This is a genomic window from Pedobacter nototheniae (assembly GCF_004335085.1).
Lineage (GTDB): Bacteria > Bacteroidota > Bacteroidia > Sphingobacteriales > Sphingobacteriaceae > Pedobacter > Pedobacter nototheniae.
The window spans coordinates 77,939-99,116 of sequence record NZ_RQRS01000020.1; the positions used below are offsets into that span (position 1 = coordinate 77,939).

The 21,178-nt window shown below is 34.7% G+C and carries 14 protein-coding genes; 4 read left to right on the plus strand and 10 right to left on the minus strand.

Annotated features, from left to right (window positions below; genetic code table 11):
- Positions 1–445 precede the first annotated feature (445 nt).
- Positions 446–814 carry a hypothetical protein gene (locus EHC72_RS16790; protein ID WP_131538871.1) on the plus strand — a complete coding sequence of 123 codons (369 nt, stop codon included), beginning with the start codon at positions 446–448 and terminating at the stop codon, positions 812–814.
- Positions 815–877: 63 nt separating this feature from the next.
- Here EHC72_RS16790 and EHC72_RS16795 read toward each other — a convergent pair whose 3' ends face one another.
- Positions 878–2,017 carry a formylglycine-generating enzyme family protein gene (locus EHC72_RS16795; protein ID WP_246029450.1) on the minus strand — a complete coding sequence of 380 codons (1,140 nt, stop codon included), beginning with the start codon at positions 2,015–2,017 and terminating at the stop codon, positions 878–880.
- 185 nt (positions 2,018–2,202) lie between these two features.
- Between EHC72_RS16795 and EHC72_RS16800 the strand changes: the two genes are divergently transcribed.
- Positions 2,203–3,006 carry a hypothetical protein gene (locus EHC72_RS16800; protein WP_131538872.1) on the plus strand — a complete coding sequence of 268 codons (804 nt, stop codon included), beginning with the start codon at positions 2,203–2,205 and terminating at the stop codon, positions 3,004–3,006.
- 27 nt (positions 3,007–3,033) lie between these two features.
- Here the strand turns inward: EHC72_RS16800 and EHC72_RS16805 are convergent, their stop codons facing one another.
- The 3 genes from EHC72_RS16805 to EHC72_RS16815 all read right to left on the minus strand — a co-directional run bounded on the left by EHC72_RS16805 (position 3,034) and on the right by EHC72_RS16815 (position 5,736).
- The gene (locus EHC72_RS16805; protein ID WP_131538873.1) at positions 3,034–3,690 is read right to left on the minus strand and encodes a response regulator transcription factor; all 657 of its coding nucleotides are present in this window, start codon (positions 3,688–3,690) and stop codon (positions 3,034–3,036) included.
- Between the two features lie 17 nt (positions 3,691–3,707).
- The gene (locus EHC72_RS16810; protein WP_131538874.1) at positions 3,708–4,493 is read right to left on the minus strand and encodes a sensor histidine kinase; all 786 of its coding nucleotides are present in this window, start codon (positions 4,491–4,493) and stop codon (positions 3,708–3,710) included.
- A gap of 628 nt (positions 4,494–5,121) precedes the next feature.
- Entirely contained in the window at positions 5,122–5,736 is a 615-nt protein-coding gene (locus EHC72_RS16815; RefSeq protein WP_131538875.1) for a hypothetical protein, read from the minus strand.
- Between the two features lie 252 nt (positions 5,737–5,988).
- Between EHC72_RS16815 and EHC72_RS16820 the strand changes: the two genes are divergently transcribed.
- Positions 5,989–6,669, plus strand: a complete 681-nt coding sequence (locus EHC72_RS16820) for a hypothetical protein (protein WP_131538876.1) — start codon at positions 5,989–5,991, stop codon at positions 6,667–6,669.
- Between the two features lie 77 nt (positions 6,670–6,746).
- Here the strand turns inward: EHC72_RS16820 and EHC72_RS16825 are convergent, their stop codons facing one another.
- From EHC72_RS16825 to EHC72_RS16850, 6 genes are read right to left on the minus strand one after another with little or no spacing between them, the layout of a single operon-like run.
- Positions 6,747–14,363: a hypothetical protein gene (locus EHC72_RS16825; protein ID WP_131538877.1), complete on the minus strand. Its 7,617-nt coding sequence runs from the start codon at positions 14,361–14,363 to the stop codon at positions 6,747–6,749.
- Between the two features lie 24 nt (positions 14,364–14,387).
- Positions 14,388–14,804: a hypothetical protein gene (locus tag EHC72_RS16830; RefSeq protein ID WP_131538878.1), complete on the minus strand. Its 417-nt coding sequence runs from the start codon at positions 14,802–14,804 to the stop codon at positions 14,388–14,390.
- A gap of 2 nt (positions 14,805–14,806) precedes the next feature.
- Positions 14,807–15,271: a hypothetical protein gene (locus EHC72_RS16835; protein WP_131538879.1), complete on the minus strand. Its 465-nt coding sequence runs from the start codon at positions 15,269–15,271 to the stop codon at positions 14,807–14,809.
- Between the two features lie 17 nt (positions 15,272–15,288).
- Positions 15,289–18,852 carry a hypothetical protein gene (locus EHC72_RS16840; RefSeq protein WP_131538880.1) on the minus strand — a complete coding sequence of 1,188 codons (3,564 nt, stop codon included), beginning with the start codon at positions 18,850–18,852 and terminating at the stop codon, positions 15,289–15,291.
- Between the two features lie 12 nt (positions 18,853–18,864).
- Positions 18,865–19,602, minus strand: a complete 738-nt coding sequence (locus EHC72_RS16845) for a hypothetical protein (protein ID WP_131538881.1) — start codon at positions 19,600–19,602, stop codon at positions 18,865–18,867.
- 53 nt (positions 19,603–19,655) lie between these two features.
- On the minus strand, positions 19,656–20,336 hold the full coding sequence (locus tag EHC72_RS16850) for a hypothetical protein (protein ID WP_131538882.1): 681 nt from the start codon (positions 20,334–20,336) through the stop codon (positions 19,656–19,658).
- 236 nt (positions 20,337–20,572) lie between these two features.
- On the opposite strand from EHC72_RS16850, the gene EHC72_RS16855 reads away from it, so the two are divergent.
- A complete protein-coding gene (locus tag EHC72_RS16855) occupies positions 20,573–21,175 on the plus strand; it encodes a TetR/AcrR family transcriptional regulator (protein WP_131538883.1) in 603 nt (200 codons plus the stop codon).
- The last annotated feature ends 3 nt before the right edge of the window (positions 21,176–21,178 follow it).

Consider the following 21,178-nt stretch of genomic DNA (forward strand, 5'->3'; position numbering starts at 1 on the left):
AGAATTGCATGAGCATTATATTAAAACCATATAAGACATTTAAGATCATTTAAGGTTATCGCTTTTAGCGAACTGAAGCAAGGGCGTGAAGCAATACATCATAATTATTTATTGTTGGTAAGATTGCTTCGTGCCTCGCAATGACGGTATTGGTGGATGCCCGAGCGTCATCGGAAAATTTAGTAACATAATTGAAAGTTGGTTAGCAAAACAGCCTAACCCACTAACAAATCCAAACCACTGTTTCTCCGTAAAGCTCCCAATCGGCATGGTCAATTATTCGGGAAGCACGATCCAAGCTTACCCACTGCCTTAAACAGAAAAATTGCGAGCCGACAATTTTTGGTTCTTTTTGTTGTCAAAAAGAATAAAGCCTCCGCGGCAGCGGATAAAAGAATTATTTACCTGTACCAGTTGGTTTTTGAATGTTTGTTCATAATTTTCAATGCTTAGTCCTGCGAAAATTTGCTATGCCAGATCAGCTGAAAGTATTGAACTTGTAGTAGATAGTTTAAGGTTAGAGGTTGACAGTATTGAACTTGTAGTAGATAGTTTAAGGTTAGAGATTGATAGTATTGAACTTGTAGTAGATAGTTTAAGGTTAGAGGTTGACAGTATTGAACTTGTAGTAGATAGTTTAAGGTTAGAGATTGATAGTATTGAACTCGTAGTAGATAGTTTAAGGTTAGAGGTTGACAGTTTAAAACTTGCAGTAGACAGTATTAAAGCTATAAACTCCGTTTGTAAAGCTGGCACCTCCATTTATATAATTGGGACCCGAGTTTATAAAACTAGCCTCCGGGTTTTACCTTGAAAACGCATAAACAGCAATACAGATGCTGCTAATGGCACAAGTGTAGGCAAGCAGAATTAATATTTATTTATCTTGAACACATCTAAAACCTAAGTGTTCCATACTGCTATCCTCTGTAGTTTTCATCCTTCTGGCAACCCGATAACCAGAACAATAGCTGTCGTTACACAAAAACGATCCGCCTCTTACCACATGCTTAACCGCGTAAGGCTCTTCAGGATCGTGTGAAATGCTTGGCCCTTTGGGATCTTTTACACCTTCTGGTCGGTTTATAGTTTTGTAGTAATGATCGTCGTAAAAGTCTGAGCACCATTCCCAAACATTTCCAGCCATATCGTATAATCCGTAGCCATTGGGGCTAAATGTTTTTACTGGTGATGAATAATAATATTTATCCTGAACAAGATTTTTATAAGGAAAATTGCCCTGCCAGTAATTTGCTTTTACTTTCCCCGTATTTACAGATTCATTTCCCCATGGATATATATTGTTTTTAAGTCCTCCACGGGCCGCCCATTCCCATTCAGCTTCTGTTGGTAAACGTTTACCAGCCCATTTGCAATAAGCCATTGCATCTTCGAAAGAAATGTGAACCACTGGATAATTATCTTTTCCTTTAATGTTACTTTTAAGACCGTGTGGGTGTTTCCAGTTGGCACCTTTTTCCCAAATCCACCACTGAGAATAATCATTTAAAGGAACTTCAGACTTTGCCGGTTTAAAAACTAATGAAGCCGCCACCAGTAAGCTATCATCAGGTTTTGGAGTTCCTGGAGGTACCTGTTTCTTCAATTGTTCCCAATCTGGCTTACGCTCGGCAGTGGTTTTGTAACCTGTAGCATCTACAAATTTTTTAAATTGCGCATTTGTTACTTCCGTTTGGTCTATCCAATAACCTTTTACAATTACTTTGTGTTTAGGATACTCATCCGCAGAAGCTTGTTTATTATCGCCGCCCATCATAAAATCGCCACCATTTACCCAAACCATATTTTCATGATTGGAATTGGAAATCTTTACGTCATGCGTAGGCGCTGCTGTTGGTTTAAATCTCGAAGGAATATTAGATTCACAGCATATGGCTACTTTTTTATCAAAGTTGTGTTTTGTATTTGTCGTTGTAGAAGTTCCTTTCTGCTGTTGGCAAGAATATAGAGTAACGCTTATCCATAAGAAATGTAGCAGGGAGTTGATCCTTTTCACTTTTAATTTATTTGGTTCAAGATAATTTTATGCTTATTTCAGCTCGATTTAAAATTACAGTTTTATTGGCAAACCTTCATTCAATCACATTTATATGAAGAAATTATTTTAGATTAATTTTCCTTTTTTGCACAATAGTAATGATAAAGAATTTAAATTAGCCTAAAAATTAGGCGATCGTATTTATGAAATTAAAGTTATGTGCAATCCTGTTCTCAATTGTAACATTAGGATGCCAGAGAGAAAAAGAAATTAATGAAAAAACTTATACTGCAAGGACATTAGTAGCCAGTGAAAGTTTTAATGAAACCCCAAAAAAGAAGGAAGATATTTTAAGTGTTTTTAAATCAGACTCTACCAATAAACCTAATGGTTTGCAGTTTAGTGTTAAATTTAAAGACACGGTTTTATCAATAAAGGCGGATAAGAATGATGTAAAAACAGCTAACAAATTTGGATTAGCAGAATTTATTAATACACAAGAAACGGCAGTTTTGGTTCAATTGGCGGGAAATAAAGCTATAGCACCTTTTTATATTATTTCACTTAAAAATGGTTCTCCAGAGGTAATTAGCTTAAATAAATCATCAAATGGAAAAAATGATTTAAAATATACCAAAGGTTTGGAAGAGCAGAGACGCAGTAGTTATGTAATTAATAATGATTTTTTAGTTACGGTAGTTAATGGAAAGGTTTATCCTATAAAAAGACAAAAGGAAGAGGAACGCATCCAGGGATCATATTTTTTAAATTCTCCTGATAAGAGTACTCTAGTATTTTTAACGCCATCATCATTATACCAGGTTAATTATTTAACTAATGAAGTAGATAATTTACCTGTTCCTTCGAAAATAACTAGCGATTCTACACAAATATTCCAAAGAATTCAAAGCAACTACAACTGGCATAAAAATATTCGTGGCACTTCTTTTTTAAAGGAAAATGCGGATGACAATAGGATAGTAGATATTAAAGAATTTAAGCACTAATAGATATATAAAAATGAGTTGTTTGTGCTACAAAACGAACAACTCATTTTTTAATGCAAATAAAACAAGTCCGGTTCTTGATTTTATTTCAAATCTTTGAAATAGTTCCTGTCTGTAATTATCTATAGTATGCGGACTTAAGTTCATCTGATCGGCAATTTCTTTGTATGTGTATTCCGAACAGCAAAGCTGTAGAAACTTAATTTCATTGGCGCTCAAATCAGTTGAAATATTTTGCGTAGGTAAGTTGTGCTGAATGTTTCTCAATAACTTTCCCGAAACCAGATCATTAAGGTAATAGCCCGTATTATTTATGGTTTTTATGGCTGCAACAACATCACTTGTTTTAGATTCTTTAAGTAAATAACCACCAGCACCATTTTTAAGCATTTTAATTATCGGCTTATCTTCATCAAACATGCTTAAAGCCAATATTTTTATTTGAGGATAATTTTCCTTAATCCAGCTTGTAGATTCGTAACCATCCATAACAGGCATACTTACATCCATCAAAATAACTTCTGGAATGGGATTGCGACCAATTTTATCTTTCATTTCCTCACCGTTGGAAGCATCAAAAACAATCTGAATTTCTTTAAATTCGGAAAGCAAGCTTATCATTCCCTGGCGAAAAAGATTGTGGTCGTCAATAATTGCAATTGATATGGTTTTATCGGGAGTCATAGTAAAATAGGTAGATATTAATAAGGGGTACTTATAATGATTTTGGTGCCGGATCCTGGTATAGAAGTAAACAAGGCATTTCCACCGATCATTTCTGCTCTTTTCTGGATATTGTGCAAGCCCATACCTTTATTTTGTTTGTTGATTTCGTCAATTTCAAAGCCTATACCATTATCTTCAAGAGATAAAGTTAAAATGTTGTTTGATAAATCTAAAATAATGGAAATTTCTGTTGCCTTGGCATGCTTCAATATATTATTTAAAATTTCTTGAAAAAGTCTGAAAATGATCGTCTCTTTATCAGGCTGTGATGGTAAATCTTTTATGTTATTTACATAATTAATTTTAAAAAGGCCTGATTTTTCTACCCAATCCAATTCAAAGGAAATGGCTCCATTCAAACCTCTGCTTAACAATTCCTCGCCATGTAATAATCGCGAAAGTGCTCTGATTGCCTTTACTGATCTTTTTGTTAATTCTTCTGCAGCGCTTATTTTTTCTGCTGCTTTTTCGATATTTTCTAAATCAATAGAACTTAAAGTAACAACAGTTAAGCCTAGCAACTGGCCAATATTATCGTGTAAATCGTAAGCTACGGTTTTTAAAGTTTGCTCCTGAACTTCCATTTGCGATTTAAGAAGCTCATTTTCAAATGTACTTTTTAAAATTTCTTTTTCTTCTACATGTTTCTTCTTTCGCCTGTTGTAGAGCCTGATATATGCGATCAGAAATAACGGGATCGTTAAAAATATAATGGTTATTATACTAATTAAGAAGATGATTTCCTTTGACGATATCTGCATATAAAAGCGTATGACCAGCAAAGGTATAACGATATATTAAGCACATTGAAAATAATATACCGGATGGAATGCTGGAATTTTGAAAACTGATCCATGATCAGGTAATCGAAAAAAATATTAGTTGCTGTGCTACCAAAATAAAAAATAAGCGTACCATTTACCCACCAAAAGGGAGCATATGAACCTAGCTTTTCAAATTTTTCATCGCGTAGCATCAGGTAGTAAAAATATAAACAAGCCAGCACAAAAACGAATGAAATTGCAGAAGCCGTTTTAAAAACAAAATTAGAAAAATGATTGCTTATCATTTCTGTCGCATACATAATAACGAAAAGAAATAACCACGCCATTAGCCACTTAATTCTGTTTACATATTTTTTTAAAATGTTGTAGAAGAAAATACTAATACTGAAACATTCTACAATTAAAAAAATGTTGTATAGTGGAAGGTTAGATACCGATAGAACTTTGCGCATGTAAATTGCAGAAATTTCGGTAAGGCATATGAGAAATAAATATAAGATAAAGAACCTCCACATTGGCTGTTTATCGTTGTATAAACAAAAACAGCCAATTAGGAGGCAAATTAATTCAATTATAGTATTTACGGTAAAGTAAATGCCCATCGTTATTTTTTAATCGCTTTTGGTGGAGTTGGTTCTGGTTTATCTTCAATTAGAGTAGCACCAATATCATTACAATTTGCTGGTGGTGGGCACATTTCTCCACGGTTTTCTGGTGTTGTTCCAATAATGAAACCATTTACGCCACCATTTGAGCCAACTTTTTTGTCATTGTAATAATCTCTGTGGTATTTTTTTAAACTGTCTTTAGTAGAGATCATAATTAAAGTGTTATGATTCCAGTAAGGTCTAGGTGGTTGGTGGCCCTGACTTTTATCGTTATATGTGCTATCATAAGCTGCGTAATAAAAACGAATTCCGTCGCCGCCTTCAGCTTCAATTTTTTTAACTAAAGCTTTTAATCGAGCAATACTAAACCATACGGCACGGGTATCAGGTAGTTTCTTAGTTTTAGAAAAACCTGCTTCCATAAAGTTAGAATCAACGGTGCCAGCACGTTTGGCATAATTCTGTACATAAGTTTTAGCTACCTTTAAGCTAAGTGTGTCAATGTTATCTTTAAGATTTTCATCTTTAGCAACGTCAACGGGTTTGTTTTGGCATGCACTTAGGCCAATAGCTGCTACGGCCAAAGTAATTAATGTAGATTTGAGGGACATAAAAGGGATGTTTAATTTGTTGTAAAAATCAAAATAATTTTTTAGCTAAACGAATTATATTTTCATCCTTTTTATCTGGAAAATAATTAATTAAAAGGCTGTTTTTAGCTTTTTAATATTTATAAGAATTAAAGCTTAATTTAAACAATGTTATAGCCCTTTAAAAACAGTGAAAACCTATAAGCTGCTGTAATTTTGAGTAAGTAAATTAGATAAAATTAAATTTTTATAAACCAATTACTTACTCAAACTATGAAATTAATCTTACAAAGCACCTATGCACAGGAGCTATTTAACAACAAGGTGGTTACCCTGGGGCAACCTGCAACCGATAAGCAGGTAAGTGCGGCAGTTTTAAAATCTGTAAACAATTTGGTTGAAGGTGCAACGAATATTCCGAGGGGAGCAGATATACCTGCTAATTTGACAAATAATGCCGCAAATACAGCTATTGCCAATGTACAAAACCTTTTTGTTACGCAACCTGCCGCATCAACATCCATTGTTTTGCTTGGCGAATCTCATGTTAATCAACCAGATCATACAAGGGCAGAAAGCTATATAGCCGCAATGAGTACTACGCCACCAGCATTAACTCCAAATGTTGTGGTTTTTGAAAGGGGTTTAACTTATAACTCCCCTAAAGATATTCCTATTGTACGAGAATCTAATTTAACAACTGCAAAATCAAATGGTGGCATGGTTGATTTTGGTATGGAATTATCAAAATCACAAAGAAGTATGGTTGTAGGTGGTTACTTAGCTTTATGTGTAGGATCTGGGAACCAGAATGATATTAACCGCATAATTTTATTTTATGGTGCTAACCACAATGATATTTATAATTATTTTGATTATTTCGGCAGACATACTTCTGCTTTTTATGTAGAAAAAGAAATACGTAATTTTTTCAACATTAAATCCAACGCTTAAATCATTTTTCTTCTAAAACAGAAGCCCTTTCTCTAAGTTCTTGCTTTGAGTCAGGGCTTTTCTGTTTACCTAATGTTTTAATCTTGTTTTATATCAGAAACGTTATTTACATCAATTTCCAGGTTATCTAATACCAGCAATGGTAAACTGTTTGTTGTTCCGGTAAGGTTTGAGTAGAAGAAAGCTGAGAAGGTTATTAATCCACAATTAAATATGGGTTGCGTACTTGCGAACCAAGATAATATGGTTTGGTTTAATGCGTTTACAGCTTCGCCACTGCCATCAACATCTGCTTCGGTAAATAAAGTTGGTGGCATTAAAACAACTGGTAGCGTAATGTATGGCATTTCGCCAGGCTGCCCACTTGTTGTAAATTTGTACTGCACCAGAATTTTTAAACTAGCTGGTGCGGTAGTTCCATCAGGCGCTAGCAATAATTTACTTAGCAAATTGCAGATGTAATTTTTTAATAGCTTTTGATCTGGTGCAGGTGGTTGTAACTCAAATGTATTATTTAAATTTAATGATGGCATAATTGGGTTATTAAACCTGCTTAGCGGTGTAGAATAAATAAACTCAGGCGCAGTAGGGTATTTGCCTAGTGTTGAGTTTCTTTCAATCCATAAGCCTGCCCATGCATTTTGAATCAATAATACACTTAGATTTTTGAAGGAAATGTTTCGTGATCTTAAATTAACACCATCTTTAAAGCTTAGGTATTCTTTTTTACCATCAATAAGCTTATAATACCTTAAAATTACCTCTTTATATTGCTCCGGATCTTGATCTATCGGGATTGGTAAAGGATCAATACAATTTATTTCATTACAGTAATACCATTCTGGTGTCCAGTCATCAATCCCAATTTCAGGGAAATAAACATAAGAAATTGCTTTATCTCCTGAAACTACAGACCACTTACTAATGCTAATTTGGAATAATGCATTCTCAGAGTCAGCGGCAGAAGAAGATTCTGTAACCTCAAAAGCTGCAGTAATAACTTCTAGTGTAGCCATAAAGTTGGCTCTAAAATCTTTCGTATAAAGGTTTAACCAAGCATCACTTACATTATTAGCTAAATCGCTGTAAGAATTGAGCATTTTAGTTAACGTTTTCAGCTCATCGCTACTTGTATCTTTGCTTACATTTGGCAGTTTTGTTTTAAAATAATCTGTAAAATCGCTAGCAACATTCTCGAATTGGGCAAGTTGAGCAAATAAAGCTTTTTGCTTAGGGCTTAAGCTTTTTGAATCTTGCAAGGCTGATATTTTTTCAGGATCAGCGTTAAAATAAACTTCAAAGTTATAACTGTCTTGCGCAACAAAGTGATCTAAAGTATAATCGAATGAGAAATTGCTCAGTTTAGCATCTTCGATAGTAATTTTATCTCTTTCGGTACTTTCTATTTTTGGACTAAAAATCTGACTTCCATAAACTGGTAAAGCTGGATATTGCCTTAACGGAATAGGAATTTCTGTATCAGCCATTGTGTTGTAAGCAACATCAAAAGGAAGAATAAAATTTAACCATTCAGAAATTTCATAATTATTTAAACCATCAGGTAAATTGGTGGCGTTTTCTTTTAATTTTTGAATATTAAACTCTGCATGTGTAATATTATACTGAACAGGAACGACAATATTAGAAGATAGTGATGGGGTTTTAGCTTCAAAAGTATAAGTTAAATAAGATTCTGCTTGTTCTTGTGCTCCTGCAAAGTTTTTAAGTGGAATTTTTGCTGTAGAGAATGAATAGCTTTTTGCATCATCAGCAAATTGATTATTTACAAATGGTTTACCATAATAATTTGGTGCTATTTGTTGGGCATTATTTGGATAAGGGGTGTCAATATCAACACGGTATTGTACCACGGTGTTAATCATGTATCCATTGTAAAGGTTAATGAGCAATTGCTGCCTTATTTTTTCTGTTGCCAGGGATAAGCCCGTTTCCTGCTGATTTGGATTTAAAAGAATTGGAATAGTTTGCAAGCCAATTGCATCTGCTACAGTTTGTTTTGCTTTTAATAAATTTGCCAAAATACCTTTATCATCAGCACTGCCATTTAAATGGTCAATCATTGTAATTGGTAAACTCATATCAGAGCCCAGTATGGATTCTATATTTTGTAAAAAGTTTTGTGCCCACACTTCTGAATCGATTCCACTAAAATTGCGTTGGCTGCTTCCTGCTTGACTTCCTGTATAAAAATCAAAATCATGTATTTCTATATTTTGTAGCCCAAAAAGGAAGTTTGCTAAAGGTTGTGGAGCATAATAATTTGCTTCACTGTAATTAACGGCGCAAGCAATACCATTTTGTTTATCGTTGGTATTTTTTATTCTAACAACCCATAATTCTTCGTTGTGGGTATTGGTTAAAGTATTGTTTTTCTCACCTACGTAGGTTGCGGCAACTTTAAATTGCTGGCTATCAAATGCCTCTTCAAAATTTAAGGCGAAATTTCTAAGTGCTAAAGATTTATCGGTCGTATTTGCGCCATTTGGGGCAGGCAAATCAGAAGCTTTTGGTTTAACCGAGCTAGTAATCTGTTGTACACCTGGTGCATAAACGGCTACTCCGTTATTGTTAAAAATAAATTGAGGATCAATTAATTCCGTAGATCTTGAGATTAGCAAATTTATAGCGAGTGCAAATATATCTTGTTGGTTTACAGGGTTAATAAGGCTACTAAATACATAACTATAACTATAAATTTCAGGATTAGGATTTTCAGGGCTTTGATATTGATTGTAAAGATCCGGGTTGGCAATAAATTTCTGTATCCAGGTGGTTGTGGTATTGATAAAGGTTAATACGCCATTTTTTAAGTCTTGCTGGGCAGGAGCGAGCGGGTAAAGTGTATCAGGATTAGTAGATATTTTAAGATTAATGCTTACATCGGTCTGAATTATTTGATCGAGAATGCCCATGTAAATTTTTAAGCTTTCTCTTGCCTGCTCAACTACAGCAGCTTTAAGGTTTTGAACATCAGGATCTGCCGGATTAAAGCTGTACTTATCTCCTGGTATAAAATGGAAAGTTAAATTAAAGTTATCATTCGAATTAGCTAAAGCCTTAAAGAAATAATAATCAGTGGTTAACGATGGCCAGGTAGAAAAAGGTATTAACTGATCGAAGTATAAAATTTTATAATTTACATTATTTATTGGCCCATTAAAAATATTGCCATAGTTATCTTGCCAATTAAAACCTATTGAAACCGATTCTCCCAAACCTGTATAAACCGAGGTAGCTTGTCCGTTATAAAACTTACGCACAGGCATTGCTTTGCTATAATGCCAATCATTATTGGCGTTATTTGGATTTTTAGTGGGACTAACCGGTGTTACAGATTGCAGATTATTAAAATGTTTACCATCACCGTTAACGGCATAATTCAATAAATTATATTGTATCTGAAGATCGTAAGCATAGTTATCCGAATTATTTTTTTCAGTGGCGAATAAATCATCAGGGTTTTCCCTTTCTAACTCAAAACCAACATTTCCAGGTTTAATTACTGCACTTCTGATAATCTGATTTTGAATTAACATTTGATTTAACTGCGCAGGTGTAGCAGATTGTATATCAGACTTCCACTCTCCAAAAAGAAGCGATTGAGAAGTGTCAATGTTTTGATATACACCAGCCATATTCATATAAGCAGTTACCTGATTTTTTGGTAGATTTTTATATTGAATTAGCAGATAAATTTCTCCATTTCCATTTTTATCAAATATCGATTCAGGCAAAGTATCTCCATCCAAATCATAGTACAAATAATATCCACCAGTACGTACTAAAGATGATTTCCATAAACGTGATATAAAATCAATAGGAGTGGTATTGCTTATTTTATTATTATTTGCCCTTGTAGCAAGTTTTAAGGTATCTGGGTTGGTTTCTGTAGAAAGATTAGTATTAATCAGAAGTAGTAAAAGTTTGCTAAAATCATCGGAGCGTAATGCTCTAGCTTCGTCATTATCAGGGTTTGATGCATATAAAATACTTACAGAATCTAATAAGTTATCTATTTTATCAGCTCTGAGTAAAGCTGTTAAAGTTTCTATACCACTTGCATCGGTACCAAATACTTCAAAAGTGCGTTCATTTATTTTTTCTTTAGCCTGATTACTTACCTTTTTTATTGTTATCGGAACCATTGTGCCATAAAAATAATTGTCGGTAGGTAGCGGATTTACTTCACGTGCTGCATCAGGCTTGGTTTGCACGGCGAGTTTTAAATCAACCAAAGGACTACTACTTCCGATTCCTGATAAAGATGATGGGAAATTCCAAATCGATGGGATAGGAATGCGACCAAAGGCACTCCATGAAATTGGATTTGAAAATGCAAATACCCGACTTTGATCTTTATACAATTGAATAGCGGTTGGTCCTTTGTCAATTTTAGGTGTAAAACCAATTGTTTGGAAAGCATAAACTCTATCAATTTCTTGTTGGCTTAATGTGTATTGAATGCTGTTTACATCAAAGCCTTGCCCGTTAAAAGTTAGCCAGTTTAAAGCTGTTTCCTGATCTGTTGGTTTACTGAGCGAAAGGCTATAACTAAATTTAGTTGGGTCGGTAATTACTGGCATCGTTAACTGCTGCCCAGTTAATTCATAAAGCCCGTTTAATATTTGTCCAGGATTGCCATTAATAACTTCTGGTAACCTTAAACCATGCAATGCAAATCTGCTCGCACTTCCACCTGCTTTAGAAAAACCATTGCTTTGATAAACAGCATTTAAGATAGTTTGTACACTTAGCGATTGCACATTGGTGATAAAGAAGGTTGCATCATTTTGTAGGATATTTGCCCCAAGGTTTACCTCTGCAATTGTATCTAAATCAACGTTGTAAGCTGTTGCCAAGGATAAGAAAGTGCTTTCTTTTTCAATTATAACGTTAAAATAAGGCAGACTAACTAAACTAAATGTTTCAAGTATAAGCTTAGTTTTGTTGTTCTCCATTACATCAGCCAATTCACTTAAAGTTAAAGATTGACTTGTTTTAATTGAATTGAAGGTATCATTTGGTAAAATATCATAATTCTGGTCTTTAATCTCAATGCTTGCGCCCGTCTTAAACATCATGGTGTTTAAGTTATTATTAATGAAATCGAGATTCCAGTTTGTGCCGCTGTTTATATATTGATGAGATTTTTGTAGGGTTTCAAAAGTATCAGTAACTGTTAAGGTATATTCAACTCCAGGAATTATTATGTTTTTACCCGTTGCCAAAATGCCTTCAACAGCTTTATTGGCTAGCACAATAGACTCTGCACTAACTTTAAATGCATTTGCCATTGCAGAAAGCGTGTTATCTGCATTTTTAGGTAAAATATAGTTGTATACTTCCAGGTTTTCCTGTGCTGATTGCAGAAGTGATTTTACCAATAACTGGAAATAATCTGTAAACATTAGCGTAGCCATGGATTCAGTCAGTTCATTTTGAACGGATTTTATACTGGTAGGGTCGCTATCTGTAAATTGAGATACCAATTCTAAAACCTTAGCAATGTAGATCTCGTTAACAGAATTAAACGTGCTGAAATTAACTACACGATTACTTGCAGAATCTGTCATTAGCAAATCTGGAATCATCGGGAAAACCGTTAACGGTAAGGTTTGCTCTTTAGTTCCTTGTGCTTCAATAATATTTAGTACAAACAATTCTTTAATAAAATTAATTAACTGTTTATAGTTAAATGAAACATTACTGGTTTCGCCTGCAGGTTGATTTAAGGTATTAATAATTTCATCAATCTGTTTTGCAGAAATTTGATCGCTCAGTAAATCCGTAAATGAAGTGTTTTGCGGCTGCCCACTTGACGCTGCATTTAATACCCATGATAAAATACTGATACACAGTTTTTCAAATGCTTTCAGTTCACCATCAGAATTAAGTGAATTTTGATCAATAACATAATTTGTTAATGGGGTATTATTATCGTTTTCAGCAAAAAGAGATGCAATTCCAACTGTTTTTTGTGCTTGCGCAGGCTTTGAAGCGCTAAAGAACGGTATAAAGTAAATGTCTAATTTTTGTGGCGTATTTAAGGTAACCAGGCTGTCCCAATTTAGGGGGATAGTGGCTGTTTCATTAACATTTAGGCGGTATAAGAAATCTTTCGCTCTAATTGGTTTCCATTGGGCAGGCCCAGAAGAGCCAATTGTAAATTGCTCTCTGATGGTTGCGCTAAAGGATAAATGTATCCGGATGGAGAAAAAGCCCAGGCTTATTTTTACGGTAAGCTGAATAGAAACTCCAGCTTCAAAAGCAAGTAAAATTGGTTCTGCAGCTTCAATGGTTACTGTGGCTTGTGCATAAACAATAATATCTAATGTGGCTGATATAATGGCAAAATTTACTGAACCAAAAATATGCCCAACTATGCCAAATGTTCCTTTTAGTTTGTAATAAAGATCAGGATCTGATGGATTAACATGGCTGGTTGGATAAGGTTTAAACCAACCCAACGTACCTTCAACTATACCATAAAAAACTATGGTTAAACCTGCTGAAAGAATGCCCTTGTTAAAGGTTTTACCTAAACCAAGATTCAAACCTATGCCAAATTCTAGTACAGGATTAAAAGTTCCAATATCAGTTTTAGGTACAGTTAATGAGGTTGATCCGTTTAGTACGGCAAAATAGAAACCACCTGCACCTGTAAAAGGGAATGCCTGAACGGTAAAAGAACGAGAAAAGTCGTTATTGTATGGGAAACCCAGATCAATTTTGAAGTTACCATTGGTATATATCCAAATTCCAATAACCGGAAGCGTAATCGATACCGCACCAAATTCTAAATTTCTGATGCTATCGGGAAGTTTAAGTTCTATTTGATAAACCCCGATATCGTCGGTTATTTTCTTATATAAAATTTCAAATTCAAGCCCGGCAAATACTTTGGCCTTCTCACCAGAAAGACTTAGGTAAAGCCCGTAAAGCACAGGATCATTAAATACAATTTTAAAGGCTACCGTATTCATAATAACGGCATCAATGGCGAATAACCACTGGCTATTGTTGTTGAAATGAAGAGCCTGCGTAAATGGAGGCACAACTGTGCCTGGAGGTGGCTCTTGCATTAATTCCTGTAAACGATTTACAACTTCATTTACGTGGTTGTACTTTGAGGCATCTGTAAGTTCTAAATGCTGACCAGCGCCTAAAAAGTTAAGTTTAAATACTGATGGTTTAGGAGTTGGTTGAGGCATGCCCTGCGGATCGAGCAAATTAACTCCATCCTTGCCAAATAAATCATCTAGATTGTACTTTAGCCCTAAAAAGTCCAAACTTCCAGTCATGTTAAAATTTACATCACGAATAGAACGGGCCATTACGCTGAGAGAAGTAATCTCAAAGCCAGGGATTTTAATATTTGTATTGTATTGTATTCCAAATTCAATCGGCTTACCCGAAGCTTTGGAAGGTACTTTTAGTTTAAGTTTAAAGTTTTTGATTTCGGCACTCAATATATAACTCCACGGCGCATCAAAATTTAGGGTATAGCTGGGTTTTACCATATGGATAATACCATTGATAAGTTCGCCCAGTGTAAATTTTGGCATATCCACTTCGAAATTTGTTTCATTAACAGAAAGTGTTCCGGTAAGGATAAGTGGCTTGCCTGCAAATGTTAAATAAATGCTGGCGCCATATGCGGTTTGATACGACATAAGTTTTATTGTGTGGCCATGATATTAACCTGTTTTTGTTACTTTAATTTGAAATCCAACCCCATCAATAGTTATGTTTCCTAAAAGTGATGTCCCTTCACTTATTTTGACCGCAATCAGGAAAGAAACTTGGTCGATAGGGTGGATTTCGAGGATTTGCATAAAGGCAATTTGATTGGATGCCTTTAATACAGAGAGCGCAGGTATAATTTCTTCAATTTTTTTTGTAATACTGTTTAAACATTCCTGAGCATTAATAAATGTTCCTGCCTCACCTAACTGTCCGGCAACGCTCGTAATGGCTTTGTCCGCTGCCGAAAAAATAACAGGATCGGCAGAGAGCGACGGCACCGTATAATAGCAAATTAGCTTTTCAGCTGTTTTAGCTACCAACGGAATTTCACGTCCTTCTAAAGTTATGGTGGTGCAGATATCAGGCATGTTTAGGCAGTTTGAGTTAATGCGATATTGAAAGAAACGCCATCAAGCGTAATTGGGCCAAGTGTATTGCCTGTAGTTAATTTCAAGCCCATACCAAAACTGTATTTACCATCTTTAGCTGTATCTGATGATGGCGGTTGAATCACAAATTCTGTAATCACCAATTCTGATGTCAGGATTTGCTTTAGTACAGGTAAATTGCTTAAACTGTCAATCTGCGCAGTAACAGTATCAACAGAAATACCTGTAGCATCACTAAATTTATTTAAAATTAAGCTCAGCGCATCTTTAATCTGCCCTAAACTAACAGCAGTATAAAAAGATTCAGAAACATAAGAAAATCTTGGTATTTTAAGATTTGCGGCTGTTAGCATAATTTGCGAATCGCCGAAGGTTAAATAAACTGCACCACCATACGTTGTTGCGTAAGTTGATGTGCCGGTTGTAGTTAAGTTTTTAGAAGCCATTTTTTTAGTTTTAAGATTTATAGGAGTATGTTGTTTAAGTTTTTGCTTTTTTCTTTTTCGGCCTGATAAGCACCGAACCAGCCCAAATTGCCTTTTGTAGCATCAGCAGTATTTCCATCGGGGTTGCCAAATAAATAGAAAATAGTATTTCCGGATCTTGGTAGTTTTAAACCCATTAAAGAAAGTCCTATTTGCGTAAATACCATTGCGTATTGAGGCTTTTCACCATCAGTAGCAGGTGTGTTAATAAACATAATGGAGCCGACGGCGAATTTTAAAATTCCTTGTAAACTAAAACCTTTATCAGGCTTACTACCGCTGAATGGCATTTTTATGAAAACCTGTGCACGATTACCAGCCAAGCCAGGACTCCAAGCGAGCAAAATTTCTGCATTAAACCCAATCTTAGCAGTTAAGGCACCCATTGATCCTAAGTTTACATTAAACCTGAGTGCATACCAGGTGCTTGAAAGCGATAAAGTTGCCAGCGGAGCATCCACAGGAATATAAGATAAAGATGCCGGAGTTACCGCAGGCGTACCTTTTGCAGCTGTAGCAGGACTATTGTAAAGTAAATTTGTTAAATCAAGCGGAAAATGCGGTACAAGACTATCTGGGCGTGTCATCGCATTATTTTTACCGAAAACTATCCCAGCCGGCTCAAAGCTAAATGCTTTTTTAGGGGTATGATCTGATCCTAAAATATTTAGATTGAACTTCATATTCAGAATTAAATTGCTGAATGGTAGCGAAGTGTAAGAAAACATGTCAAAGTTTTCTAACTGATTAAATGCCAAGTTTCCACTTATGTAAAATCTAGTAGTTATATCAGCGGCATCGGTTTCATCTACAGTAGCCAATTGCACCGAAAGTACATTTACATTAGATAAAGCTACGCTGCTTAAATTTAACGTATTAGTATTTGCTATGGAAAATGAATAACCCGTATTGCCATTTCTTTTATCGTATAAGCCATCCATCACAATGCTGTACTGATTGATAGAGCCATTTTTTGGATTAGATTCTGAAACTACCGGTTCGTTGAAGAGCGCATTTAAATTAAGCTGAATTTTAGATTTAAAGTCTTTAATAACAGATTTATCAAAAAGAACTTGTAATTCAAGCACCTTAAAATCAAAGTCGCCAGGGGCAAGCGGCAAAGGAACTGGTGGTATAATTTTCTTTTGAATATATGCCTCGTAGGTTTCGTTAAAGTAATTAATTAAACCAAACATGGAACTTTTAAAGTTTACATCAAGTTTGTTTTCTGCTGTTAAACCTATGTGGTTGGCTTCTATACCAAAGTGATGTGCAGTAAATCTCGATGCATTAATACCTGCCAATATAGCTTTGATTTCTTTTGGTAAATTGGTTAAATCGATAGTAGCCTGAAGGCAAAGAATACCATTCCAATCTTTATTGGTTACTATATTTACAAAGTTGTAAAACGGACTATTTTTGCCATCTCTATCCACTGCTTGCTTTGCGATATCAATGTAATCTAAAATCCATTTAGTAAGGTCAGGGAGTTTATTTGGCTTATTGAAGTTTAGAGGATCTGTCCAAAGTTTCTGATTTTTAATTCGCTCCTCAATAGAATAATTGCAGAATTTAAAAATAACAATATTGTTAAAGCCCGTTTTACCTGTCCATTTATTTTGTCCAGTAATATCTAATATAAATGGCCATGCAGCAACATCAATTTTATTTTGAAAATAGGTATTGTAAAAATCACTATGATTTGGAACAGGATTGCTAATTACTAGAAATTGCTCATTGGTTTGGAAAGCTTCCTGTAAACCCGTTTCAGCACCATCTGTATCAATGTTTTTAAACATTAAAGGTTGTACAATTTCATTATCATCAGCAGAAACCGTTGGATTTGCTAATGTTAAACTTTGCCATGCCGATTGATCTTCAGTTAAATTAACCAGCAGACCCTGAGGTGTCGTGCTTAAATTTACATCATTAGTGATTACCGCTTTTAAGGTTTTTCTTTTTAAACCTTTATAAATTTTATTTGCAGTCGCTATAGCCTGTTTCCTCGCTGGATTTAAAATTTGTATTTCAAATTGTCTGATGGTTTCCTGATTGTAATAACCGGGATCACCTTTTTTTCGCATGCCTAAATAGGGCGTACTTATAGCAGAACTTGCCAGCGGGAAATACGATTGTTGATGATTGCTCAGGTTTGAAGAGGCTACTTCAGCGTAACCTAAAATGCCAGCTGTTTCACCGGGATTAAATAAAGCTGCGCCTTCAGGCTGAGAGTGGTAAAAAATAGGAGCAGAGCCATTTTGGGATGATTTTTTAAACGAAAACCAGGCTGTGGTAAATTCACTACTTAAAAGTGGTAGATCATTTACCTCATTTTGGGCATTAAGAATTGGAAAAACCTTTGCAAAGGCAGCTTGGTTGTTTTTAAAACTAATCAAGTCACCTTCATAAATTTCATTTTTTCCAGTGAAACTGATGGTTTCAGTTCCCGAAACGCCACAAAGTAGCCTGTTTTGAATAATGCTCTGCTCCGTTGAGCATCCGTTAATCAGTACAAAGTCTCCTGCGATTGTCCAATAATACCTCGATTTACCAGTATTTAACTGATCGGGCGACTTACAGAAAACAAGAATAGAATTTGAACTGCTTGCTACGGCTATGAGTTTACCGTAGCTTGTAGGGATATTCGTATATAGGGATGAAGACTGTTCGAATTTGAAACTGGTGTAATCCTGATTAAATATAGCGCCAGGATGAAATAACGCATTGAAATTTAGGATGTTTGTGTTGCTGAAAAGTTGATAAGTTATTTCGGTAACGTTATCATTCTGATTAAAGTAATACTTTAATCCTGTAGGCATAATAGTGTAATTATTAGAGCTATTGTAAGGATATAAATCTTGTCCGATTTGATAGTATTGTGGATTATCAAACTCTAGCGGAAAAGAAATAGAATACTGGATTGAGCTACCAATACTGTTAAATAGAATAGTTAAAGGTGGTTCTGCCGATGGATTTGAATCATTTCTTGCAATGTTGCCTAAAGGTATTGGCGCATCTGTACTTAAAACATTGGTAAGATATAAACCATAATTGTAGTTTGGAGAAACTGATACTGGCGATCTTTGAATGGTAAAACCATCTAAAGTATTATTTATGCTTACCTGACTATACGCTGCAACTGCAAAATAATTACTATTATTAAACCACAATTGCTGTGATGTGGTTACCGGATTTTTCTTCACACTATAACTATTATCAAATATAATAGCTTGCCCAAACTGATATTTTGATATTACATCAGGGTTGCCACCTTGATTAAGCCATAAAAAACAATGATCGCTTTGTTGTTGATAAAAAGGATAATTGGTATTTAAAAGCGCATATACATTTTGAATAAATTGGTTATTTAAGTCAGGTTCTTGTAAAGCAAAAATGTAAATACTTGCGTTTTGATTAAAGCTATCAGCAAGAGTAACTGATGGTGCAGCGCTTAAATTAGGTAAAAAACAAGCCCGCCATTCTGTATCAGTTACGTAACTGTACAAACCTGGAATTTGAGTAGCTTTAAATAGAATGCTCATCGGGCCGTAGTTTTAATGGTTTATAAATGTGTATGAGGCAACAATTTCTGTAAATGCAGGTCCCGTTCCATAGGTAATAGTGTACCAGGTACCACGAATTAAATTGAGGTTGTTTATCGCAATAGCATCCTCGTTTACTATAGAATTAACACTTTGCTTTTTGATTAAATTACTGCCGTCACTTAAAAATGTTTGACCGCTCCATACACCAATCCAGTTTTTATTTTTGAAAGGAATATTACCTAAAGGAGTTTTGAATTTAATAACCAAATAATTATCTCCCGCTTCTAAAACTTCCAGTTTTGTAGAGAAAGAAAGTCCAGGATCGAAAAATACGTCATCTGCTTTAAAGTAAAGTGTTGCTGAAACTGTACTAGTACTACTTCCAGATCCAAAGCCAATTATGTATTCTTTTTTCTGTATTGATAATGAATCCAAGGCAAGATCACCAGAGCTGCTCGTTCCTAAAATATAAGCTTTATGTAAAGGCGGTGTATCGTATAAAATCTGGCTTCCTTGCCATATACCAACCCAGTTTTTATTTTTAAGCGGATTGTTACCAGGCATTGTATTGTATTTTATTGTAATAATTTTACCGGTAACCATGTGCCCACTTATTGTAGTTTGCCTTTGAAACGAAGAATCTTGCTTAGCGGTAACTATTATGTTTTGTCCGTTTGCAGTTAAAACCTGGAGGGTACATAATTGCAGAAGCAGTACAAAAAAGCATAGCCACTTTTTAATATTCATGATTCTTGTTAAAAGTTGGCCCAAATATTAATATTCGGGCCTTTGAGCGTGCATTATACAGTGAAAGTATAATAACTAATAATGTCGCTGTAGTTAGGTGAGCCAGCTTTTGAACTCATTCCATAAACAAGCGTATAAGTTTCGAAACGAATAAGACCGTTAGGGATATTATTCATAGAAATTGAACCTGTGTTAGTATCAGATGTAGCTTTTGCAGTTGCAATTACATTAGCACCAGTAAAGCAATTTGCGGTAAAAGCACCAGAAAATAATCCGATCCAGTTTGCGTTTTGCTTTGGCGTATTGTATAGAGGCGTAACATATGTTGCAACTAATGAGTTGGTGCCTATTGCGCCATCAGGTACAATAACACTACTCAAAATAGCCGGTAGCGGATCATTAGGCTTAGCATCTTTTGATACCATTAATGTAGCACAAATTGTGGTGCCGACAGCAAAATCTACCCCAAAACCAATAATATAGTCTTGTTTTTGTAACGATAAATCAGTAAAATTTGTAGTGCCAGCCTGATCGTCGGTACCTATTTTTTGTGTTTGAAGTGCAGCACTTAAAGCCTGGATTTGTGAACCTTGCCAAATAGCTACAAAATAACCCATTGTTTTAGGGTGTGCTCCTGGTAAAGAATTATAGTTGATTTTTACGGTTTTACCGTCGATAATTGAACCGGTAAATTGGATGATACCCTGTGGAGTATCAGTAGATTGTAGTCCCATGATTTAGTGGTTTTAGAGATAAGTTTGTTTACCTCTAAATTCTATATAATGTTTAAATGGAAACAGGCTGAAAACCACCTTTTATTTAAGCAGTTTTACCTGAAAACAAGAAGTAGAATTCATCATTATATAAATTAATAAAAGATCAGTTGTTTTAAATAAGTCAAATAAAACACAATTATTTTTTTATAAGTAAATGTTTATTTACTTTTGATTATTATTTTAGTTTAAATATAATGAGGCCAAAAAACATAGAGATGGAGCAAGCGATTAAAACTATTGCGCTCCAAATTATTTTAGAAGAAGGATTAGAGAATTTATCGATGCAGAAATTGGCAAAAGCTGCAAATATATCCCCACGTACCATTTATATTAAGTATGAGAATAAGGATGACTTACTCATAAAGTTATTTATTGAAGAGGTTTTGACTGCTTATGAAAAAGCAGTTTTGGAAAATTTTGATGAAACGATGGATTTTGCACTAGGTGTAAAGTTGATGTGGCGTAATGCATTTCATTTTTTTAAAAATAACCAAGCATCATTTGCTTTAATGCAATATGGCAAGTCTTCGCCGCTGCTAAACAAAGCCTTTAAAGATAAAAATATAATTCAAGGGCAGTTTTTTGCTCCAATTCATCGTTTTACTAAACTAAATGAAGCAAAAGGATTAATTAAAACTTTTCCTTTAGAGGTACACAGGGCGATGCTTTTTGCACCAATTTTGGATTTAATAAATGAATATTTCGAACATATAGATAGACCAAAACAAATTATCACAGAAGAAATAATTATGGAGTGTTGCGAAATGGTTATAAAAGCTTCACTAAATAAATACTAAATA

Coding starts and splice junctions, on each gene's coding strand:
- EHC72_RS16790 (WP_131538871.1), top strand. CDS start 446: ATGCTTAGTCCTGCGAAAATTTGCTATGCCAGATCAGCTGAAAGTATT.
- EHC72_RS16800 (WP_131538872.1), top strand. CDS start 2,203: ATGAAATTAAAGTTATGTGCAATCCTGTTCTCAATTGTAACATTAGGA.
- EHC72_RS16805 (WP_131538873.1), bottom strand. CDS start 3,690: ATGACTCCCGATAAAACCATATCAATTGCAATTATTGACGACCACAAT.
- EHC72_RS16810 (WP_131538874.1), bottom strand. CDS start 4,493: ATGCAGATATCGTCAAAGGAAATCATCTTCTTAATTAGTATAATAACC.
- EHC72_RS16815 (WP_131538875.1), bottom strand. CDS start 5,736: ATGTCCCTCAAATCTACATTAATTACTTTGGCCGTAGCAGCTATTGGC.
- EHC72_RS16820 (WP_131538876.1), top strand. CDS start 5,989: ATGAAATTAATCTTACAAAGCACCTATGCACAGGAGCTATTTAACAAC.
- EHC72_RS16825 (WP_131538877.1), bottom strand. CDS start 14,363: ATGTCGTATCAAACCGCATATGGCGCCAGCATTTATTTAACATTTGCA.
- EHC72_RS16830 (WP_131538878.1), bottom strand. CDS start 14,804: ATGCCTGATATCTGCACCACCATAACTTTAGAAGGACGTGAAATTCCG.
- EHC72_RS16835 (WP_131538879.1), bottom strand. CDS start 15,271: ATGGCTTCTAAAAACTTAACTACAACCGGCACATCAACTTACGCAACA.
- EHC72_RS16840 (WP_131538880.1), bottom strand. CDS start 18,852: ATGAGCATTCTATTTAAAGCTACTCAAATTCCAGGTTTGTACAGTTAC.
- EHC72_RS16845 (WP_131538881.1), bottom strand. CDS start 19,602: ATGAATATTAAAAAGTGGCTATGCTTTTTTGTACTGCTTCTGCAATTA.
- EHC72_RS16850 (WP_131538882.1), bottom strand. CDS start 20,336: ATGGGACTACAATCTACTGATACTCCACAGGGTATCATCCAATTTACC.
- EHC72_RS16855 (WP_131538883.1), top strand. CDS start 20,573: ATGAGGCCAAAAAACATAGAGATGGAGCAAGCGATTAAAACTATTGCG.